16 protein-coding genes are annotated in these 20,858 nt (G+C 27.9%); 10 read left to right on the top strand and 6 right to left on the bottom strand.

Annotation, left to right across the window (positions count from 1 at the left end):
- Positions 1 to 43: 43 nt before the first annotated feature.
- The 5 genes from ACSIGE_RS01620 to ACSIGE_RS01600 are packed head-to-tail and all read left to right on the top strand — an operon-like array spanning position 44 to position 6,576.
- Positions 44 to 2,476 carry a GNAT family N-acetyltransferase gene (locus ACSIGE_RS01620; protein ID WP_440881052.1) on the top strand — a complete coding sequence of 811 codons (2,433 nt, stop codon included), beginning with the start codon at positions 44 to 46 and terminating at the stop codon, positions 2,474 to 2,476.
- Entirely contained in the window at positions 2,476 to 3,057 is a 582-nt protein-coding gene (locus tag ACSIGE_RS01615) for a GNAT family N-acetyltransferase (RefSeq protein ID WP_440881051.1), read from the top strand. Before ACSIGE_RS01620 ends, ACSIGE_RS01615 begins: the two co-directional genes overlap by 1 nt.
- The gene (locus ACSIGE_RS01610; protein WP_440881050.1) at positions 3,057 to 4,877 is read left to right on the top strand and encodes an IucA/IucC family protein; all 1,821 of its coding nucleotides are present in this window, start codon (positions 3,057 to 3,059) and stop codon (positions 4,875 to 4,877) included. The genes ACSIGE_RS01615 and ACSIGE_RS01610 overlap by 1 nt, the downstream gene beginning before the upstream one ends.
- The gene (locus ACSIGE_RS01605; RefSeq protein ID WP_440881049.1) at positions 4,877 to 5,449 is read left to right on the top strand and encodes a nitroreductase family protein; all 573 of its coding nucleotides are present in this window, start codon (positions 4,877 to 4,879) and stop codon (positions 5,447 to 5,449) included. The genes ACSIGE_RS01610 and ACSIGE_RS01605 overlap by 1 nt, the downstream gene beginning before the upstream one ends.
- A gap of 26 nt (positions 5,450 to 5,475) precedes the next feature.
- Complete coding sequence (locus tag ACSIGE_RS01600) at positions 5,476 to 6,576, top strand: heparan-alpha-glucosaminide N-acetyltransferase domain-containing protein (protein WP_440881048.1); 1,101 nt, start codon at positions 5,476 to 5,478, stop codon at positions 6,574 to 6,576.
- Positions 6,577 to 7,091: 515 nt separating this feature from the next.
- On the opposite strand, the gene ACSIGE_RS01595 is transcribed toward ACSIGE_RS01600, so the two are convergent.
- Together ACSIGE_RS01595 and ACSIGE_RS01590 are read right to left on the bottom strand one after the other, a co-directional pair.
- Positions 7,092 to 8,051 carry a helix-turn-helix transcriptional regulator gene (locus ACSIGE_RS01595; RefSeq protein WP_440881047.1) on the bottom strand — a complete coding sequence of 320 codons (960 nt, stop codon included), beginning with the start codon at positions 8,049 to 8,051 and terminating at the stop codon, positions 7,092 to 7,094.
- Positions 8,052 to 8,205: 154 nt separating this feature from the next.
- Positions 8,206 to 10,218: an alpha-ketoacid dehydrogenase subunit alpha/beta gene (locus tag ACSIGE_RS01590; RefSeq protein WP_440881046.1), complete on the bottom strand. Its 2,013-nt coding sequence runs from the start codon at positions 10,216 to 10,218 to the stop codon at positions 8,206 to 8,208.
- Between the two features lie 1,058 nt (positions 10,219 to 11,276).
- Here ACSIGE_RS01590 and ACSIGE_RS01585 point away from each other — a divergent pair.
- Complete coding sequence (locus ACSIGE_RS01585) at positions 11,277 to 12,377, top strand: porin (protein ID WP_440881045.1); 1,101 nt, start codon at positions 11,277 to 11,279, stop codon at positions 12,375 to 12,377.
- A gap of 81 nt (positions 12,378 to 12,458) precedes the next feature.
- On the opposite strand, the gene ACSIGE_RS01580 is transcribed toward ACSIGE_RS01585, so the two are convergent.
- The 4 genes from ACSIGE_RS01580 to ACSIGE_RS01565 form a co-directional block, all read right to left on the bottom strand.
- Positions 12,459 to 13,349 carry a TIGR01777 family oxidoreductase gene (locus ACSIGE_RS01580; protein ID WP_440881044.1) on the bottom strand — a complete coding sequence of 297 codons (891 nt, stop codon included), beginning with the start codon at positions 13,347 to 13,349 and terminating at the stop codon, positions 12,459 to 12,461.
- A gap of 68 nt (positions 13,350 to 13,417) precedes the next feature.
- Positions 13,418 to 14,743 carry a DUF885 domain-containing protein gene (locus ACSIGE_RS01575; RefSeq protein WP_440881043.1) on the bottom strand — a complete coding sequence of 442 codons (1,326 nt, stop codon included), beginning with the start codon at positions 14,741 to 14,743 and terminating at the stop codon, positions 13,418 to 13,420.
- A 98-nt stretch (positions 14,744 to 14,841) separates the two neighbouring features.
- Positions 14,842 to 15,000, bottom strand: coding sequence for a hypothetical protein (locus tag ACSIGE_RS01570; RefSeq protein ID WP_440881042.1), 159 nt, complete (start codon positions 14,998 to 15,000; stop codon positions 14,842 to 14,844).
- Positions 15,001 to 15,070: 70 nt separating this feature from the next.
- Positions 15,071 to 15,478, bottom strand: a complete 408-nt coding sequence (locus tag ACSIGE_RS01565; RefSeq protein WP_440881041.1) for a hypothetical protein — start codon at positions 15,476 to 15,478, stop codon at positions 15,071 to 15,073.
- Between the two features lie 343 nt (positions 15,479 to 15,821).
- Here ACSIGE_RS01565 and ACSIGE_RS01560 point away from each other — a divergent pair, with 343 nt between their 5' ends.
- The 4 genes from ACSIGE_RS01560 to ACSIGE_RS01545 all read left to right on the top strand — a co-directional run bounded on the left by ACSIGE_RS01560 (position 15,822) and on the right by ACSIGE_RS01545 (position 20,682).
- The gene (locus tag ACSIGE_RS01560) at positions 15,822 to 16,013 is read left to right on the top strand and encodes a hypothetical protein (RefSeq protein WP_440881040.1); all 192 of its coding nucleotides are present in this window, start codon (positions 15,822 to 15,824) and stop codon (positions 16,011 to 16,013) included.
- A 192-nt stretch (positions 16,014 to 16,205) separates the two neighbouring features.
- A complete protein-coding gene (locus tag ACSIGE_RS01555; RefSeq protein WP_440881039.1) occupies positions 16,206 to 17,924 on the top strand; it encodes a tetratricopeptide repeat-containing sensor histidine kinase in 1,719 nt (572 codons plus the stop codon).
- Between the two features lie 2 nt (positions 17,925 to 17,926).
- Positions 17,927 to 18,592 (top strand): response regulator, encoded by a 666-nt coding sequence (locus ACSIGE_RS01550; RefSeq protein ID WP_440881038.1) that lies wholly within the window; start codon positions 17,927 to 17,929, stop codon positions 18,590 to 18,592.
- Positions 18,593 to 18,831: 239 nt separating this feature from the next.
- Positions 18,832 to 20,682, top strand: coding sequence for a DNA topoisomerase IV subunit B (locus ACSIGE_RS01545; protein WP_440881037.1), 1,851 nt, complete (start codon positions 18,832 to 18,834; stop codon positions 20,680 to 20,682).
- Positions 20,683 to 20,858: the final 176 nt, after the last annotated feature.

The following is a 20,858-nucleotide window of genomic DNA, read 5'->3' as shown; positions in this document are numbered from 1 at the left end:
TAACAATACTTTAATAAATAATTATGTAAAAAAATTACCTTAAATGCTAATAAATGATAAAGTAGTATATACACAGTACTATAAAAAATTTGGAGAAATAACTATTCGTAATTTTAATTTAGAGAGTGATTGCAAGATTTTGCATAAGTGGGTTAATATGGATTATGCATTTTTTTGGGGATTGCAGAATACCTCATTAGAAGAAGTAAAAAAAGAATACAAAAAATTAACCGAACCTGATGATTATAATGTTTTTGTAGGAATGTACAAAGGGGAAATAGTTTTCTTTATGGAACTATATAACCCTATGAATGATTTAATTCATAAATATTATAAAGCATTGCCTTTTGATGCAGGTGTTCATATTATCATAGCCCCACCCCAAAAAAATAAGATTCCTAATTTTACCTGGTATTTATTTCAATCAATAATGGATTTTATTTTCACAAAAGAAAATGTAAAAAGAATCCTAGTTGAACCTGATATTAGAAATAAAAAAATGTTTGCTCTATGTGAACGAATTGGATTTTATTTAGATAAAATAGTTGAATTACCCCATAAAACAGCTCAATTAGCTTTTCTTAACAAACAATATTATTTAGATACAATAAAAAAAGTTACCCTTTCAAAACGCAGTAATATGAACACATTAGATAACGTAGTCTCACCTTTACAATCTGTACATCACATAGAACAGAGTATTTGGCTTAAATCAAATAAATTATTAATCAAAAAGGCTATTTGTGAGTTCACACATGAGAGAATATTGACACCTAAAATTGAAAAGAAGTTAGATGATGGATGGTGTTTATTTTCATTAGTTTCTGATGTATCTGATATACTTTATGAATTTGAGGGAAAGCTACTAGGATTAGATCATTTAATGATAAAAGAGTCAACTCTAATTAAAAAAGAAAATGAGATATATGTAGGACTTGATGCTGTTTTATTTATCAAGGAATTTAAAAAAACATTAGGTTTTGATGATGGAAAAATGCCTGTTTATTTAGAGGAAATCATAAGTACATTATATGGTACTGCGTTTAAAATAACTAAAGGAAACCCTCCAGTTAAAGAACTAGCTAATGCGGATTTTCAAGTTATAGAACAGTCTATGACAGAAGGACATCCTGGTTTTGTTGCTAATAATGGAAGAATTGGTTTTGATAGCAGCGATTATCGTTCTTATGCGCCAGAAGCAGGAAATTCTTTTTCACTATTATGGTTGGCGGGACATAAATCAAAAGCAGTTTATTCAGCTATAGAAGCACTACCTTATAATGATCTTATTAAGATGGAGCTTTGTGATGATACGATATTTCAATTTAATAATATTTTGTTATCTAAAGATTTAAATCCGGAAGACTATTATTTTATACCAATTCACCCTTGGCAATGGTTTAATAAATTAGCAATGATATTTGCTCCAGAAATAGCAAAATCAGACTTAGTTTGTTTGGGGTATGGGCCAGATCAATATTTAGCTCAACAATCGATAAGGACTTTATTTAATATAACTAATCCAAAAAAATTCTATACTAAATCTGCATTATCCATACTTAATATGGGGTTTATGAGAGGGCTGCCTCTGTATTATTTAGGAACAGCTCCAAAAATGGCTGTTTGGCTGGAAAACCTCCTTTACAGAGATGATTTTATTATAGAAACTGGATTTAAAATGTTAAGCGAAATAGGATCTGTAAGTTATGTAAATCCATACTTTCAAGAATTTGGACCACATAATGATTATAATAAAATGTTAGCTTCTTTATGGAGAGAAAGTCCATATTCTAAAATAAAAGAAGGTCAAAAACCCATAACCATGGCTGCATTACTTCATATTGATCAATATGGAAATGCACTTTTACCTGAATATATTAAAAGCTCGGGGTTAAGTACAGAAGAATGGATACGTTTTTATTTAAAAGCATATTTGAGTCCTTTAATTCATTGCTTTTATACTTATGATTTAGTATTTATGCCACATGGAGAAAACATAATTCTTGTTTTAGAAGACAATAAACCTATTAGCATTTTACTTAAAGATATTACGGAAGAAGCGGTAATTTTAAATCCAGATGTAGTGCTACCAGATGAACTGAGTAGAATGTATGCTCCAGTTCCAGATGATGTAAAGTTATTATCCATTTTTACAGATGTTTTTGATGGTTTTTTCAGATATCTAGTTCCAATATTGGAAGAACATATGAATTTTTCAGAACAAAGCTTTTGGAAGTTGGTAGCTGATAATATTATAGTTTATCAAAGAAGATATCCGCAGCTTGAAGAAAAGTTTAAAAAATACAATTTGTTTGCCGATTCATTTAAGCTATCTTGTTTAAATCGTTTGCAGTTGAACAACCATAAGCAGATGATTGATCTAGACGATCCTGTAGCCTTACTGCAATTTGCAGGCGAAATAACAAACCCTTTAGCAATTTATAGTGTTAAAAAAGAACATGAAGAAATACAATAATGTCAATAATAGAACAGCATATTTTTAGTAAAGAAATAAAAGGAATTGGAAGTATTTTATTACGCCCATTTAATATTAATGAGGACATAGATATCTTATATAATTGGGTAAAACAGCCCTATGCTAAGTATTGGGGAATGTTAGATTATACTAAAGAACAAGTTTTTAACTCTTATAACGAAATAGAAAGTAACCCCCATCATTTTAGTTATATAGGTGTGCTCGATGATCGCCCTATTTTTTTAATGGAAAGATATAAGGCGTCAGAAGATATTATAGCCAAATATTATAATGCAAAGCTAAATGATTATGGTATGCATATTCTGGTAGCTCCTGCAGAAAAAAGAATACCTGGGTTCACATGGAAAGTTTTTTCTACAGTAATGGAATATTTTTTTTCTCTCCCATATGTTGAGAGAGTAGTAGTAGAGCCTGACGCAAATAACGAAAAAATTCACAAATTAAATAAAAAGGCAGGGTTTGTCTATCAAAAAGAAATTGAACTACCTTACAAGATTGCCTCTTTAGCCATATGCAATAGAGAAAGCTATCATAATGCCGTAAAAAAGATAACAAATTAATGAAAAATCAAAAAAATAGTTTTGCGACTACAGAAACTTGGTTGATAGTTAATAAACAATTAGTAAAAAAAGCAATAAGTGAATTTACACACGAACTTATTTTATCCCCAAAGCTAAACATAAAGAACATTGATAGTGATTGGAACTCTTATGAATTAATTACAGATCATAAAGATATTAGCTATCACTTTAAGGCTAAAAAATTTCATTTAGATCATTGGTACATAGATGTTAATTCACTGAAAAAAATAAAAAATAACAAAGAAGAGAATGTTGATGCTTTATTATTTATTGTAGAATTTAAAAAAACATTACAAATTTCAAACGAATTTTTAACTACCTATTTGGAAGAAATATCTAGCACGTTAATTAGTTTAGCTTATAAGTTTGAAAATGAAGAATTTACATCCAGGCAATTAGTTGATAAAGATTTTCAGGATATAGAACATTCAATGTATGAAGGGCACCCATGTTTTGTTGCAAATAGTGGACGAATCGGGTTTGGTATTAATGATTTTAATAAATATGCTCCTGAAACTAATAATCCTTTCAAAATACTTTGGGTTGCTGCCCATAAAAAATATGCTACATACACAGGAGTTGAAGAACTTAATTATATTAATTTACTCATTCATGAATTAGGAATTTCTAAAATAAATGAATTTAATGATTTTTTAGAAAAGCTTAAGGTAACACAATCGGATTATGTTTTTATACCTGTCCATCCTTGGCAATGGGATCATAAGTTAGTTCATATTTTTGCTTCAGATATAGCCAATAAAAATATCATATTATTAGGGGAAAGTGATGATAGTTATTCAGCTCAACAATCAATAAGAACATTATTTAACTTAACAAAACCAAATAAATATTATACGAAAACAGCTTTGTCAATACTTAATATGGGATTTGTTAGAGGGCTATCTCCTTATTACATGAAGAGCACTCCTCATATTACTAAGTGGATCAATAACCTTCTCGGAGAAGATGTTTATTTACAAAGCACCGGCTTTAAAATGCTCGGTGAAATTGCTACTGTTGGGTATCGAAATCATTATTATGAAACATTAGGTAAAACAAATTCACACAATAAAATGTTATCGGCCTTATGGCGTGAAAGTCCTTTTACAAAAATTGAAGACACAGAAAAAGTCATGACAATGGCTTCATTACTTCATATTGATACTAATAATATATCCTTTTTAGGTGAGCTTGTTGAAAAATCTAAAGTAAGTATGACTATATGGCTTGAAAAATATTTAGAAGCTTATCTAAAACCATTGATACACTGTTTCTACAAATATGAACTAGTTTTTATGCCTCATGGGGAAAATATAATTTTAGTTTTAGAAAATAATATACCTAAGTCAATCTTAATGAAAGACATAACAGAAGAGGTTATTGTTTTCAATGAAGAAATGAAATTACCTGAACATGTAGATAGACTATTTACAAAAACAACAGATAGAATGAAGATTTTATCAATATTCACTGATGTTTTTGATTGTTTTTTTAGGTTTTTGGGACAAATTCTAGAAACACATTGTAATTATTCAGAAAATAAATTTTGGAAACTTGTATCACAAAGTATTCTTGAATATCAAGAGTGTTATCCTGAGTACGCATCAAAATATAAAAAGTATGATTTATTTACTGATTATTTTGATCGATGTTGTTTAAATAAATTACAATTGTCAAATACAAAACAAATGCTAAATCTAACAGATCCTATAAATAGTCTTAAACTAAGTGGAGTATTGCAAAACCCGATTGCAAAATATATGAAAAGTAATTTTGAAATTAAAGAAATATTACAATGATGATAGAAGAGCTAAGTAAAATAATTAAAGAAAGGAGAACACATTATACGAATGATTTTTCAGATGTTCCTTTATCAAAAAAAAATATAGAGACTATAATTGAAAATGCACTTTGGGCTCCAACTCATAAACTAACTCAGCCATGGAAATTTATTGTTTTAGAAGGATTTCATAAGCAAGAAATGGGAATTTTCATGGCAAACTATTACAGAAAAGTATTTTCAATTGAAGATTTTTCAGATGAGCGTTTTGAGGAAACTAAAGATTATGCTAAAAATGCTAGTATGATTTCTATAATATGTAAACCAAATCCAAGACTTCCTGAATGGGAAGAAATTGCTGCTGTCTCATGTGCTGTTCAAAATATTTGGTTGAGTTGTACAGCCATGAATATTGGTGGTTACTGGGATACTGGAATAGCAACTATAAAGTATGTTGAGAACAATTTGAAACTGGATGATAATGAAAAATGTTTAGGAGTTTTCTTTTTGGGAAATTTAAAAAATAATTTATCGGAAGTAAATAGAAAAAGAAAGCCTATTTCAAAAAAGTTAAGTTGGAATAAAAAATAAAAGAAAAAAATAAAAAATAAATAAAAATGGAAAAAACAGTAAATAAAAGAGTAGAGGCAATTGATTTAGCAAGAGGGGTAGGAGTTTTCCTTATTCCAATGGCGCATGCCTTATTAATTTATGGGTCTAGTTATTCCCAAGAGGAAAGCTGGTTAGGTTTAGTAGTACATTTTTTTGGAAAGTGGGCAGGTATTTTTTTAATAGCCATGGGCTTTTCTTACACACTATCTAGAAATAATTCAATAAAAAACTCTATTAAGAGAGGTGTCATGCTATTGTTATTTGGTTATATAATGAATTTTTTGAAATTTATTATACCTTTAGTATTAGGTGCTTTCCCTGACAGTTTTATACATGCTTACAATTGGGAAGTCCCTATAGGTTTTGATAAAATGGTTTATCTTGTTTTAACAGGAGATATACTTCAGCTTGGAGGCGCTTGCCTTTTATTTATGGGAATAGTTCATAAATATGCAAAAAATCAGAAATTTATAGTATTATTTATTGCAGTATTTGTATTAATTGCTACGGAGTATATTAGAGGTATCAGAGTGGGGGTACCCATTTTAGATTATGTATCAGATTTACTATGGGGGCAAGAATGGAACATATATTTTCCTGTCTTTCCTTGGTTCGTATATATACTGGTAGGAATGTTCTTTGGTTATTACTTCCATGAAAACAATATCGAAAAAACATTTAAGAAAATGTTCATTTCTGGTATAATCACTTTTACAATTGGAGGCATTTTATGTCTTTATAACTATGAATTTCATATGAGAGATTATTTCCATACTGGATTTGGTGGTGTTATCTACTTGCTTGGTTGTAACTTATTAGCTTTATACTTAGCCTTTATTCTAACAAATAAAGCTAAATCTAACAAGATTAAAGATTTCTTTTTTTATTGTAGTAGAAAAATTACATCAATTTATATTGTTCAATGGATATTAATTTGCTGGTCAATGGGTATTATAGGTTACCATGATAAAGGAATCAATATGAGCTTACTATTAATGGCTTTATTTACGTTTGGAACATTTTTAGCACAAAAAGCGATTGATATCATTAGGGATAAGGGAAAAAGATTACTTGTAAAATATAATAATATATTTAATATAAAATAAAAAGGATACCTAGTTTTACGTTAAAAGGTTTGAAGGGGTTTAAGCATTTTTCAAAAGAATTAAAAAACAATTTTTAGAGATAAAATATGTCATTAAAGTATTTGATTTCTTACTCAACTTTTAACCTTTTTGTTATTTACGTAGCGTTTTTTTAAGGGTGACGTATATGTTTTTATGTAGAAAATTATATTTTAAAAGATGCCTGAGATATTATATAGTACTGGTAAATTTTTCAGTTTAGAAGAATTGAGTAAATATAATTTTTAGTAGATCAAATTGAGGATTATCGAAATGGTTTGGAAGCGATAGAGATGTCTATATAAAAAAAATAAGTAGTAATTATACTTTTAAACAATGTGATTATAAGTGGTTAAAAAGAGTTTTTATACATAATAAATATTTTGGCTTAAATCATGTAAATATGGCAATAGCGGATTTAAGAAAAATGGAAATCATTATCAATACGCAGAAAAGTAAAAGATTTATGTAGATATAGGGAAAATTAATATATACATCTATTTATCAAATGTCTGACTTCTATATTGTTTAGGTGTTTTTTTAATGTATTTTTTAAAAGCTGCGGAAAAGTGAGTCGGATTTTTATAACCAACGATATCTGATATTTCATAGATAGGCTTATTGGTATGAGATAGTAGCTCCTTGGCCTTATTCATTCTTACTTTTAATGAAAATTCGGAAATAGTTGTATTAAAAACTCGTTTATACTCTTTTTTTAGAATTGTATCATTTAACAATACTTTTTTAGCTAATTCTTTAACAGAGAAAGGTTCATTCAAGTTTGATAGAATTATTTTTTTTACATCATATAATTTTGTGATAAGACTTTGAGGTGAACTACCTATTGATTTTCTGTTTCTTAAAGTAGAAACTAGTTCTAATATTTTTGCTTCAAAGAATAATTTTTTGAAAATACCAATACTTTTGTCTAATAAAATCTCTTCAATTATTTGATAAGATTTAGATGAAGTAGAAGCTATAAAAAAGTTGTTGTTTTTCATATTTAAGTCTAATTGTTTAGCATAATTAATTAAATTTATTAATTGATGTTTTTTTATGAACTCGTAATACATTTTAATTCTAAACTCTTTAATATAAGTGTTTTTTAAATAAATGTTTTTTAGTTTTTGTTCATAAGAGGAGAAAAGCAAACATTCTTGCTCTTGCTGAATTATGTCTAAGTTTATAGTTGAATTTTTTAATTTCTTTTCTCCACTCAAAAGCAAACACAGTTCTAAAGTATTTATATTTGAAGATTCGTAAAAAGCATAGTCTTCATTAAAAGTCATGTTTATGTATTCTATTTGAAGCCCATCAAAGCAATACGAGGTAATTGAACCACGACCATATTTTGGATTCATATTACATTTTTTAGATACAATACCACTGTTGCTATTAAAAGAATGATGTTGTTCTTCAAACACATCATTTAAATGTAATCTCTGTTTTTCTACCATAACCTCAATTAATTTAAAGCAAATTTAATATTTAATTAATCTAAATAAAATTATATTTTTTGTACTTTATAGATAATTTATTGTTATCAACAATAGAAATGAAAAATTTTTTATAAACTATTGGTTGTTTTTGCAGAAAGTTGTGTTAAAAAAGTTAATACTTAAAAAGAGCAATAAGTTCTTCTTTAAAGCGTAGTTTAGGTAAGTATTGGTTTTCAAGTTTTTCAGCAAAAGGAACAGGTGTCTCTATGCTGGCAACTCTTTTTACGGGAGCGTCAAGAAAATGAAAGCAGTTTTCCATAATCAATGAAGAAATATCACTTCCAATCCCACCTAATAAAGTATCCTCTTGGAAAATTATCGCTTTTCCGGTTTTTTTGATAGAACAAAAAATAGTCTCTATATCCAAAGGGATCAGACATCTTAAATCTATAAGTTCTACTGAAATATCATCCTCTAATGTATTAATGATTTCCAAAGCCCAATGTACTGCAGCTCCAAATGTTATAACAGTAATATCATATCCTTTCTTTACTACGCTAGCTTTTCCTAACGGTGTTGTATAATAATTTTGAGGAACGTTTTCATAAACACTTCTGTAGAGCCCCTTATGCTCAAAAAATAATACAGGATTAGGGTCTTCAATGGAACTAATTAAAAGACCTTTAGCATCTAAAGGATAGGCAGGGTATACTACTTTCAAACCTGGTACTTTTGTAAACCAAGCTTCATTTGATTGAGAATGAAAAGGTCCAGCACAAACTCCGCCACCGCATGGCATTCTTATAACAACATCGGCTTCCTGTCCCCATCTATAATGTGATTTGGCAAGTAAGTTTACAATTGGGTTAAATCCTGTAGATGCAAAATCAGCAAATTGCATTTCCATAACTACTTTTATTTTTTGGATAGAAAGTCCATATGCAAGAGAAACGACAGCTGATTCACAAATAGGCGTGTTTCTAACTCTTTCTTTACCAAAGAGATCAATGAAGCCTTCAGTAACTTTAAATACACCACCATACTCAGCAATATCCTGTCCTAACAAAACAAGTTCTTTATTTTTTTGCATTGCTTGTTTTAGCCCTTCTGAAATAGCGTCAACTAATCTCATGTTCCTTGTTTCTGATGAGGGTAAAGATGGAATATTATTAAATTTTTTGTAAACGTCTTTCAGTTCGGTTTCTATAGTTGATGAAATAATAGGTTCATTGAAACTTATGGTTAAGTTCTGTTGAATTTGAGTCATAATTTCATCTCTAAAGTGTTTGTCTGTTTTCTCAGAAAGCAAGTTTTCATTCATCAAAAAATTTTTATAATTCGAAATAGGATCTCTTAACTTCCAATATTCAATAAGATCTTTTGGGACATATTTAGTTCCACTAGCTTCTTCATGACCTCTTACCCTAAATGTCTTAAATTCTATTAAAATAGGTCTTGGATTTATTCTAATATTTTCTGCAAGTTTTTTAATTTGATAAAAAACTTCGACTATATTATTTCCATCAATAATATAAGATTCAATTCCATAGCCAATTCCTCTATCCGCAAGATTTACACAATTGTATTGTTCTTGAGTAGGTGTTGAAAGACCATATCCATTATTTTCAATACAAAAAAGAACAGGAAGTTTCCATACGGAGGCAATATTTAATGACTCATGAAAATCTCCTTCACTTGTTCCCCCTTCACCAGTGAATACAGCACAAATTTTATTTAATTTTCTTAATTTATTGGCCAAAGCAATTCCTGAAGCGATTCCCATTTGTGGACCTAAATGTGAAATCATTCCAATAATATTAAATTCATTGGTACCAAAGTGAAAACTACGATCTCTTCCTTTGGTAAAGCCATTCATTTTTCCTTGCCATTGAGAAAATAAACGATATAAAGGTATTTTTCTTGCGACAAATACGCCTAAATTCCTGTGCATGGGAAGAATATATTCATCATTATCTAATGCAAGAGTAAGTCCTACAGAAATAGCTTCCTGTCCAATTCCACTAAACCATTTTGATATTTTTCCTTGACGAAGTAGAATTAACATTTTTTCTTCAATCAATCTAGATAGAAGCATGTTTCTATATAATTGCAAATGTTTTTTTTGAGACAATCCTATATTTTTGTAATTCAATGTTTTATTTTTGTTTGTTTGGTTTTGAAGCATAATTCTTATTTATAACTAAAACTAACAAAATGTGTTTAAAAAATAAAATTTCAAAAAAAAAACATAATCTATAACTATCTTTTAGCATTTTTTTTACATTTGTCAGCCTAATGTTTACTAGAACATCTAAATTCTTCTAAGCATTAAAACGGTTATATTTTATCTTCTAATAAAAAGTAGAAAATAGTTATTATAAATAAAGTACAGGTTGTTATTCGTATGTGACGACTATTCTGAAAATTATAATTAATTAGTGATGATATTATGTATTGTAGTCTAAAAAAACGAGACTTTTTTGTGATTAATTCCATTAACTTTCATAAAAATTTTAGATTCAAAAATAAATTTATTACTAATCAACCCTTCTCAATATATTAATTTTTCTGCTTTTATAATCAGTCAAAATTTCCCTGAAATTAAAATATAATCTTATTTGAAAAAGTAAGGTCAAATACATGTTTAATATTATGAAATTATTTAAACTAATTTACATTTATATTATTTTCCTTATAGGTTGTAACATAAAAAAAGAACCCTCTAAGCGAAATTATACTAACAACATAGTAATCCATCTTTAAAAGATAAAAAGAAATAATTGATTAGTCCAAACAACAGAACTAAAATTATAGTTTAAATAGTAATTGTAGGATTCCCCGTCTGAACAAAAAATATATTCAAAAGGGGGGAAACATAGTAGCTAAATTGATTTTAAAAAAAAGAACCATGATTTTTACAGAACAAGGTAATTCAAACTCTGATATAAAAATTTTTTATAATTCTATTTTATGATAAACTATTGCAAATTAAAAGTTATTACAAGAAAAAGTATAATAGTCAATGTTGAATTCATTAATACAATTCAAGAAAGAAATTACTATGTATCGGCACAGTAAATATAAAATTCATTTTCAATTGAATGTAGATTATTATGTTTAAAAAGTGTTAGATAAAAATCTTTTTAAAGTTAATTCCTGTGAAATTAGAGGTATTCAATTAATGGCTAACATTTTTGAAGAAAGTTTAAGTGCAAACGAAAAAATAATTTGATAAAAAAAATAATGATTAAACATCTTACCTGTACAATAATTTTAATCACAGTATCATTGAGTATGACTGCGCAAGTTAATAATCATGTTAATAATATTGTTGATTCTATTTCTTTATATGGTAAATTTAGTGTTCATGGAGCTGTATTTAAGAATAAATTAGAGTTTCAAGAGAATGCACCTAAGTTAGGTGTCATAATACATCGAAGGATTAATCCTAATACAAGAGTTTGTGGTGTTTTAGAATATCGTTATCATATCATTAATGGTACTGAATTTAATAATGATGCTGCAACACCAGCCGATTTTATAAATCATCCATTTGAGGAAATAGAAGCATTTGTATCAAGACTGGCTTATGTTGGTGTTAACCATAAAAAATTAGGTTCTATAACGTATGGAAAACAATGGGGAGTTTATTTTGATATAGCTTCATATACTGATAGATATACAGTTTTTGGAGGAGGTGCGATGGGAGTATATGCTGTTGGAACAGATGGAGGATGGAAAGGTACAGGAAGAGCCGATAAATCATTGATTTACAGAAATTCTTTAGGAGATTTTAAGTTAGGTATGCAATCACAACTTTTTGGAGATTATGTTAATTATGGCTTATCATTACAATATCAAAGAAATAAATTGAAGTTTGGATTAGGATACAATTGCGCTCAAATCCAGAAAGAGTTTAGAGTATATTTTAGAGATATAGGAGACGCCATAACCAATATAATTGCTGGGGCTCAATATGTCAATAAAAAATACAACATTGGTTTAACAGCAGCATTTAATGATGATGAATTCACAAGACTTTCTGAAGACAAGGTAGTCTCATTTTCAGCTTTAGGTATTGAGTTGTTTTCATCTTACCGACCTTCAACAAGGTTTGAAATACAAGGAGGATTTAATTATATGATAGATAACAATAAGAATAAACTTTATGATGGAAAATATAGATTATTTCATTTAATTGGAGGTCTTAACTATTATCTTGATAGAAATACTTTTTTTTATACATCTTTTAGGCTAGATAATTCTAATTTATTAGTAGGGGCCAAGACAAATAGTGTGTTTTTAATAGGATTTACCTATAATTTTACAAAGTTACTTGATTAACTTCAAAAAAATAAGTGTTACAAAGAAGGAAACCAAGTAAAATTCATTAATCGACTTTAATAGAAGGTTATATTACAGAATTTAATTACTTTCTTTTATTATGTATTTAAGCGCATGTATTAAGTTTGAATATTGAAATTTATAGAACGACTCTATTTTTTTTGAGGATATTTTATTACCGTAAAGTAATATTACAGACATTTCACCAAGTAAAATTTTCAAGATAAAAGAGGGTATATTTATGGGAGATAAAATTTTACCAGTCATTTTTGCTAACGAAGCAGAAAATGAATTATTCGTTTGAATATCATTGGTAACACTATTAAAAATTACTGAATATTTGTTGTCAATACATTTCATATAAATTTGACAAAGGTCATTTATGTGTATCCAAGGAAAATATTGCTTTCCGCTTCCTAAAGCAACAATAAAAGCAGGGGTATTCATTTTAGCTAAAGCACCTCCTTTATTACTTAATACAATTCCTGTACGTAATATGGTAACTGGAATGTTTAGCTTTTCAAATTGTTTAGCTGCACTTTCCCAAAGAATACAAACTTTAGCTATATAGTCTTTGTAAGGCAAACTTTCTTCTGAAAATTCATTAGTTGATTTATAAGCCCCATAATAACCTATTCCAGAAGCTGAAATAAAGCCTTTCAACTTTACATTAAGTTTTAAAACGTACTCATACAGTAAATTTGCAGATTTAACACGACTATCGATAATTTGTTGCTTTCTTTTTTTTGTCCAGCGCTTATCAGCGATTCCAGCACCAGCTAAATGAATTATATGAGTAACTCCTGTAAAAGCATTTTTATCAATAGTTCGTTTATTAATATTCCATATAAATTCTCTTTGTTTTTTAGGGCTTCTAGTTAAAACATTTACTTCATGACCGTTAGATTCTAGTAATTCCCGGAGTTGTTTTCCAACTAACCCCGTACCTCCTGAGATTAAAATTTTACCCATAATAAAAAAAGTTAAGAAAATAAATAAAAATTAACAGCATCATTTAAAATGATCACTTATTTCCTTTTTTAGAAAATTTTGTTTAATGTGTTTATTTTTGATTTGATAGAAACCCACGTATTTATTTTATCTTTTATTAAGAATAAAGGTATGCAAGCAGTTTCTAGTATTTGATTATAAGACTTTTTAATGTTAAATTTATCTTCGATTATTTCCATAGCTTTAGCTCGTAATTTAATTATTTTTAGTTGTCCAATTTTATACGAAAGAGCTTGACATGGATCAGCCATATATTCACCTATATCTGAAATAACACTTGCTTCGGGCTCTGCCTCATTATCTAATGAATATTGAAGAGCTTGCTGTCTAGTCCATCTTTTAGCATGAAACCCTGTATAAACAGCAAATCTAATAGCACTTTGTATCTCCATATGTAACTTTATCTTTTTTATTTCAGAAAGCATTCTAGAGTTTTTTTTTAATTCTAAATCATGAATTTCATCAGCTTTCGTAACTGTTGTGGTATACTTTTTAATAGAATATTGATAATATTTTTTTCCTTCAGAAATTCTATTGATACCACTAGTTTTTCTTACAGCTTTTAAATAATCTGTGCATAGAAAACTATAAAGGCGTTCAAAAGATGAAATTAATTTATTAATTAAAAAAAAAGAATATTTTTTAGTTAATTCTGTCTTTTCGTTATTTGTAAAACTATTATGAAATTTGGTTATTGGAGAATAAAATAAATGCTTATTAATATCTAGTCCCCCTTTTGTATTAATGTTTATTTTGGTTAATGACTCAAATTGAGGAATTACTTTTTTAACTAATTCTTTTAGAAGTTTGTAACCAAACTGAATACCTTCTTTTATTAGTTTTGCAACAGAGTGTAACCAATCATTATATTTTCCAAGTCTTTTTAGCCAGTTTTCGTAGTCTTTAACAATATTAAAAGGTTGAACTCCGTTAGCACTTGCAAGTTGACCTACTGTTAAATTAACTGCCCACATTTGGTTTATAAGCATTAAAATATCATTTTTGAAATTAGCTTGTGCTAAAGGGGTGTCACATTCCCATTTAATGATTTTTTCAATAACTATTTGATTATTTGATAAATATTTAATATTTAATTGACGTAGTAGTCTTTTACAAAACGAACTATAAAATACTTTTAGTTTTTCTTGATATTTTTCTGATGGAAAATCAGTGAATTGATCATTAAATCGATTATCCCTAGCAAAAGTAGCTATCAAAGAATTCAATAAAAGAAATCCCTTATTATATTTTTCTAAAAGAATATTGATTTTTTTTTCGGTAATAGCATCATTATTGTAATTAATACATGAAAAAAACAAAAAAGCACTTATAATGGATATATTATTTTTTTTCATTGTATTATTATTGAAGAACTGCAAATATAGACAAGTAAAAATTAACTTTATAACCACATAAGTATGTTAAGGAATTAGTTTTGTGAACTAAACACCTTTTATTCATCTAAATAACGTATTTTAGATAATCTGGCTTTTTGTATGTGAGTCAAGTCTTTAGTATTAGAAGTAAGACTAATTGTGTCAACTTTCAAATGATCTCTAAAATAAATAGGATAATTTTCCGTTTCTATTTTCTTAAAGACTTCAACGTTCATGAGTACAATGGTGGTATTAACGTATTGTTTATTGTCTTTTATTTCAATGTGCCTGTAATACGTCAATACATTATTTGGAATAAAAAGAATTGAAGAGATTATTAGTACAGAAAAAAGTAGAACACCAATAGCTTGTTTTTTTTTTTAAACTAACAAAATTATTTTGAGAGCTGTTTTTTGATTTTTCCTTGAAGTTATTACAAAAATGAAGATAGTTATTGTAGCCTAGGTATTCTGAAATACAATTTTTTAACTCTGCGGAAGGCTCCTTCGATTTATTTTTTCTTCCCTCAACATGTTTTTCATAATAATTTTTCATAGTTTTAGAGGATACAGATATATTCCTGAATTTATCGAACTTTTGTTGAGTTAAAATCTTTTCTTCAAAAAAAATAAAACATCCAGTTTTGCTTTTTCTGTTATTGTCAGGCTCGTCTTCAAGTTTCGCATAAAGCTTTTCTAATAATTCCTTTATCATTGGTTGGTTTCTATTAATTGGTTGCGTCAAATGTACGAAGTTGATTCATATATCCTTAAAGGAATTCCGTAATAAATGGAAAATCTTTTCCATTTATTTTCTATTTAATTTCCACACAAGACATTACGAAAAATATAGTTTTGACCCAGAAAACTAGATTAAATAAAATTATTAGTTAGAATTAAACAAAATTGATCTGAATCGCAATTAGAATGGGGAAGTCTAATTGTTATGAGGATTAATTTTTACTTCCCATTGAAAGAGTTGCGCATCTCTTAAACAACTTTGATTTAGTTGAAAAACTAATCATACAATTTTATGCAAAATTTTAAATGAAGGAAAAATGAGAAAATTAAGTTTTTTATTAGGAATATTAGTAACCGGTTTATTTATGTCTTGTACTGATACTGCAGACGAAAATCTAACCCAACTACAACAATTAGAAGTTGAGCAAATGAGTACTGGTGGTGTTTCAGGGGGGAATACACACGATCCAGATCCAGAGCCAGAGCCTCGACCGAAAAAAAGATCGTAATTAAGGTATTATAATATCTAAATAACCTACAAATTATTATTAGAAAAAGGGTAGAATATTTCTGCCCTTTTTTAATTTTGACTCAAAGAATTTGATATTAAAGCAATTTGCATTTGTTGTTAAAAATAATGAATAAATAAATTTAACACGATCATAGTCCTTAATGCTTGAAGAAATTAATATTTTAGAGGAATGAAATACGCAAAAGTAGTCCTCCTTTCCTTTTCTGTTATTTTATGTACTAATTTTTATGGACAGAAGCAGAAAAAAAATAACTATTACAAAGAAATTGAAAAAATAAAAAAACAACTTTTAGAAATAGAAAATGAAGACAAAGAAAGCTTGCAGTGGTTTTATCATTTATTAGGTTATCATTATAATAAGTTGAAGCAACAGGACAGTGCTTATAAATATTATTCCAAGTCTAAAGATTTATTAGTGGAATTGGATGATACTTTAAGAACAGTAAAAAGAATGTTTTGTCTTGCAAAAATAGAATCCAATAAAGAATTTTTCTTTAAAAGCGATTCAACGGCATTACAGGCTCTTAGACTTCTAGGAAATAATAAAGATCAACAAAAAATAACAGTTTCACTTTATAACACCTTAGGAATTAATGCAAACATGCAAGGTAATTATCAAGAAGCGATTAATTGTTACAATAAGGCTTTAGAAATTGCTAAGGATTCTGTTAATATCATTTTATATAAAAGTAATATTGCTTACAACCTAATTAATTTGAAAAAGTATGAAGAGGCAAATACTATATATAAATTTATTGAAAAAAGTTCATATAATGACAGTATAACAGATTATACAAAAGCTAGGAATTTAGATAATTACGCTTATTCCCGATTGTTAAACAACGAAGAAGTTGATGAGTCTGCATTTTTCGAAGGAAAAAAAATAAAAAGGAAAATTAATGATATTCACGGTTTAGTTGCCAATAATCTTTATTTATCTGAATATTATCAAAAAAAAGGTAATATTAAAAAAGCACAAGAGCAAGCTAATTTAATGCATGACTTTACTGTTAAACATAATATGACAGATTCAAGAATTTTAGCTATTGATAAAATTTTATCTCTTGAACCAATTTCAAGGGCAAGAGAATTAAGTATTGAACGGTCTAAGATTTTAGATAGTATTCAAAAGCGAAAAAACCTATTTGCAACTACTATTTATAATTACAAAGACGAAATTAATAAACGAATTATAGCAGAAAATAATTTGTCAAAAGCAAAACTTCAAAAACAACAGTTAACTTTTGTTGTTTTTGTTTCCGTATTTGGATTTATTGCCTATTTCTTTTACAAAAAAAATAAAACTAAAAAGGAAAAAATAATAGAGGTTTATAAAACTGAAACACGACTTGCAAAGAAAATACACGATGAGTTAGCCAATGACATATTTTTGGTTATGAACAGAGTTCAACAAAATAATCATAATGATGAAACTATATTAAACTATTTAGAAAAGATTTATTTTACGACAAGAAACATTTCTCACGAAAATAGTCCTGTTTTAACAGGAAAAAAGTTTGAAATGTTTTTTCAGCAGTTATTATCCGAATTCTCAACGAATAAATGTAGAATTATAAGTAAAGGAATTAATGAAATAGAACTTAATAAACTTCCAAAAGAAACGCAAATAGTTTTATATAGGGTTTTTCAAGAGTTATTAATAAATATGAAAAAATATAGTCAAGCTTGTTTGGTTGTAATTAATTTTTGGGAAGACAAAGACACTATTCATGCTACTTTCAAAGATAATGGTGTTGGAGCTGCTTCCATAAAAATAAAAAATGGATTGCAAAATATGGAAACCCGTATTAAATCTATAAATGGTTCTATTACATTTGATTCAGAAGTTAACAGAGGATTTCAAGTGATGTTTCAAATAAAAAAATAATTATGTTTCAAAAAGTATTGATCGCCGAGGATACTGACTATATGTCAAGTGGAATTAAAATCGCTTTGGAAAATTTAGAAATACCTGAAATAGAATATGCACAATATTGTGATGAGGCGTATCTCAAATTAAAAAAAGCTTTCTTAAGTAATGAGTCTTTTGATTTATTGATTAGCGATTTATCATTCGTAGATAATTTTAATGTACAAAAACTAGCTTCAGGTGAAGATCTTATCAAAAAAGCTAAAGAGCTACAACCAGATTTAAAAGTTATTGTTTTTTCCATAGAGGACAAACCTTACAGGATTCAGCATCTTTGTAAAGAGTTATCAGTAGATGCTTATGTATGGAAATCTATTCATGGGCAAAAAGACTTAAAAAGAGCTATTAAAGCGGTAAATCAAAATAATTTTTTTATAACCCCTAAATTATCTCATTCATTAAGAACTATAGAAACTTTCGAAATTACTGAATATGATGTTTCTTTATTAAAATATTTGGCCGATGGAATGGATCAGAGAGAAATTAGTAAAGAATTTAAGGATAAAAAAATGAAGCCTTCCAGCGTAAGTTCCGTAGAAAAAAGATTAAAAATATTAAAAGAAAATTTTAATGCAAATAATCCTACTCAGCTAGTTGCTATAACCAAAGATTTTGGATTAATTTAAACCCTAACTACCTAAATATACTATAAAATTCCTTTCACATAGCATTTTTAAGATCATAAAAATTACTGTTATTTTATTTTTATCGTAATAAGTATTATCATAAGTTAAATGAGGTCATTGTTAAACTATGATAGTAATTTTATACCATGGAAATATAAAATACTTTATAATTTATCATTACTGAAAAATAAAAGTAAAAAGTATATCTTAGCATTTCAATAAAGAATTTCTACTTTTTTATGGCTCAAGAGACAAAATATACCGAAGATAATATACGATCATTGGATTGGAAAGAACACATTAGAATGCGTCCTGGAATGTATATTGGAAAGTTAGGAGATGGCTCTTCTCCTGATGATGGTATTTATATACTTGTTAAAGAAGTTTTAGATAACTCTATAGATGAGTTTGTAATGGGAGGAGGCAAGACAATTGAAGTGTCTGTTCAGGGGAATAAAGTTATCGTTAGAGACTATGGTCGAGGAATTCCTTTAGGAAAAGTAGTTGACGTAGTTTCTAAAATGAATACAGGAGGAAAATATGATTCGAAAGCGTTTAAAAAATCAGTTGGTCTTAATGGTGTTGGTACAAAAGCTGTAAATGCACTTTCAACTTATTTTCGAGTAGAGTCTACAAGAGATGGTAAATCTGCTTCTGCAGAGTTTGAAAAAGGCTCACTAACTAATCAGACTTTATTAGACGAAACCTCAAGAAGAAGGGGAACAAAAGTTACCTTTATTGCTGATGAAAGTATCTTTAAAAATTACAAATACCGCCCTGAATACATTATAAAATTACTAAAGAATTATGTTTATCTTAATCCAGGTTTAACGATCATTTTTAATGGCGAAAAATTTTTTTCACAAAATGGATTAAAAGACCTATTAGAGGATAATAACAATACAGAAGACATGTTGTATCCAATAATTCATTTGAGGGGAGAAGATATAGAAATAGCTATGTCTCATAGTAAAACTCAATATTCTGAAGAATACTATTCTTTTGTAAATGGACAAAATACTTCTCAGGGGGGGACCCATTTAGCTGCCTTTAGAGAGGCTGTAGTAAAAACTGTTAGAGAGTTTTATAATAAAAATTTTGATGCATTAGATGTGAGAAAGTCAATTGTAGGAGCCATCTCAATAAAAGTTATGGAACCTGTTTTTGAAAGTCAAACAAAAACTAAATTGGGATCAACAGAAATGGGAGGAGATCTTCCTACGGTCCGCACCTATATCAATGATTTCATAAAAAATAAACTTGATAATTATTTACACAAACATTCTGAGGTTGCAGAAAAGCTTCAAAGAAAAATACTCCAAGCAGAAAAAGAAAGAAAAGAACTTTCAGGCATAAGAAAATTAGCTAGAGATAGAGCCAAAAAAGCGAGTTTGCACAATAAAAAACTTAGAGATTGTAGAATTCATTTTGGAGATACTAAAAAACAAGGTTATTTAGATACAACGTTGTTTATAACAGAAGGAGACTCTGCTAGTGGGTCTATTACTAAATCAAGAAATGTTAATACTCAAGCCGTATTTAGTTTAAAAGGAAAACCATTAAATTCATATGGTTTATCAAAAAAAATTGTTTACGAAAATGAAGAGTTTAATCTCTTACAGGCTGCTTTAAATATAGAGGATGGTATGGAAAGCTTACGTTACAACAATATTGTTATAGCAACAGATGCTGATGTAGATGGAATGCATATTAGGCTTTTATTAATAACGTTTTTTTTACAATTTTTCCCAGAAATAATTAAAGAAGGACATCTTTATATTTTGGAAACTCCTCTTTTCAGAGTAAGAAATAAAAAAGAAACGATTTATTGTTATTCAGAAGAAGAAAAACAAATAGCAATAAACAAACTAAGAGGCAAACCTGAAATTACACGATTTAAGGGGCTAGGAGAAATTTCTCCAAATGAATTTGTACATTTTATAGGCGATGATATTCGTTTAGATCCTGTAATGCTTGATAAAGAAATGTCTATTGAACAAATGCTTGAGTTTTATATGGGTAAAAATACACCTGATAGACAAAAATTTATTATCAATAATTTAAAAGTAGAACTAGACCTATTGGAATAGCTTAAAAATAGTATTATAGCTGTTTTTCTAAATTTACCATAAATAAGTATTGTATTTAAGAAAACTGAACAATACCATGTTAAAAGTAATAAATTGAAAATTTAAATTAGTGAAAACTAATTTTACAAACAATAGTTTATTTTTTTAACACTTTTTAACCAATTAAATCCAAAGAT

The organism is Tenacibaculum profundi, from assembly GCF_052050075.1.
Taxonomy (GTDB): Bacteria; Bacteroidota; Bacteroidia; order Flavobacteriales; family Flavobacteriaceae; genus Polaribacter.
Note: the sequence above shows the minus strand (reverse complement) of the source record. Positions and strands in the feature narration are given on the sequence as shown.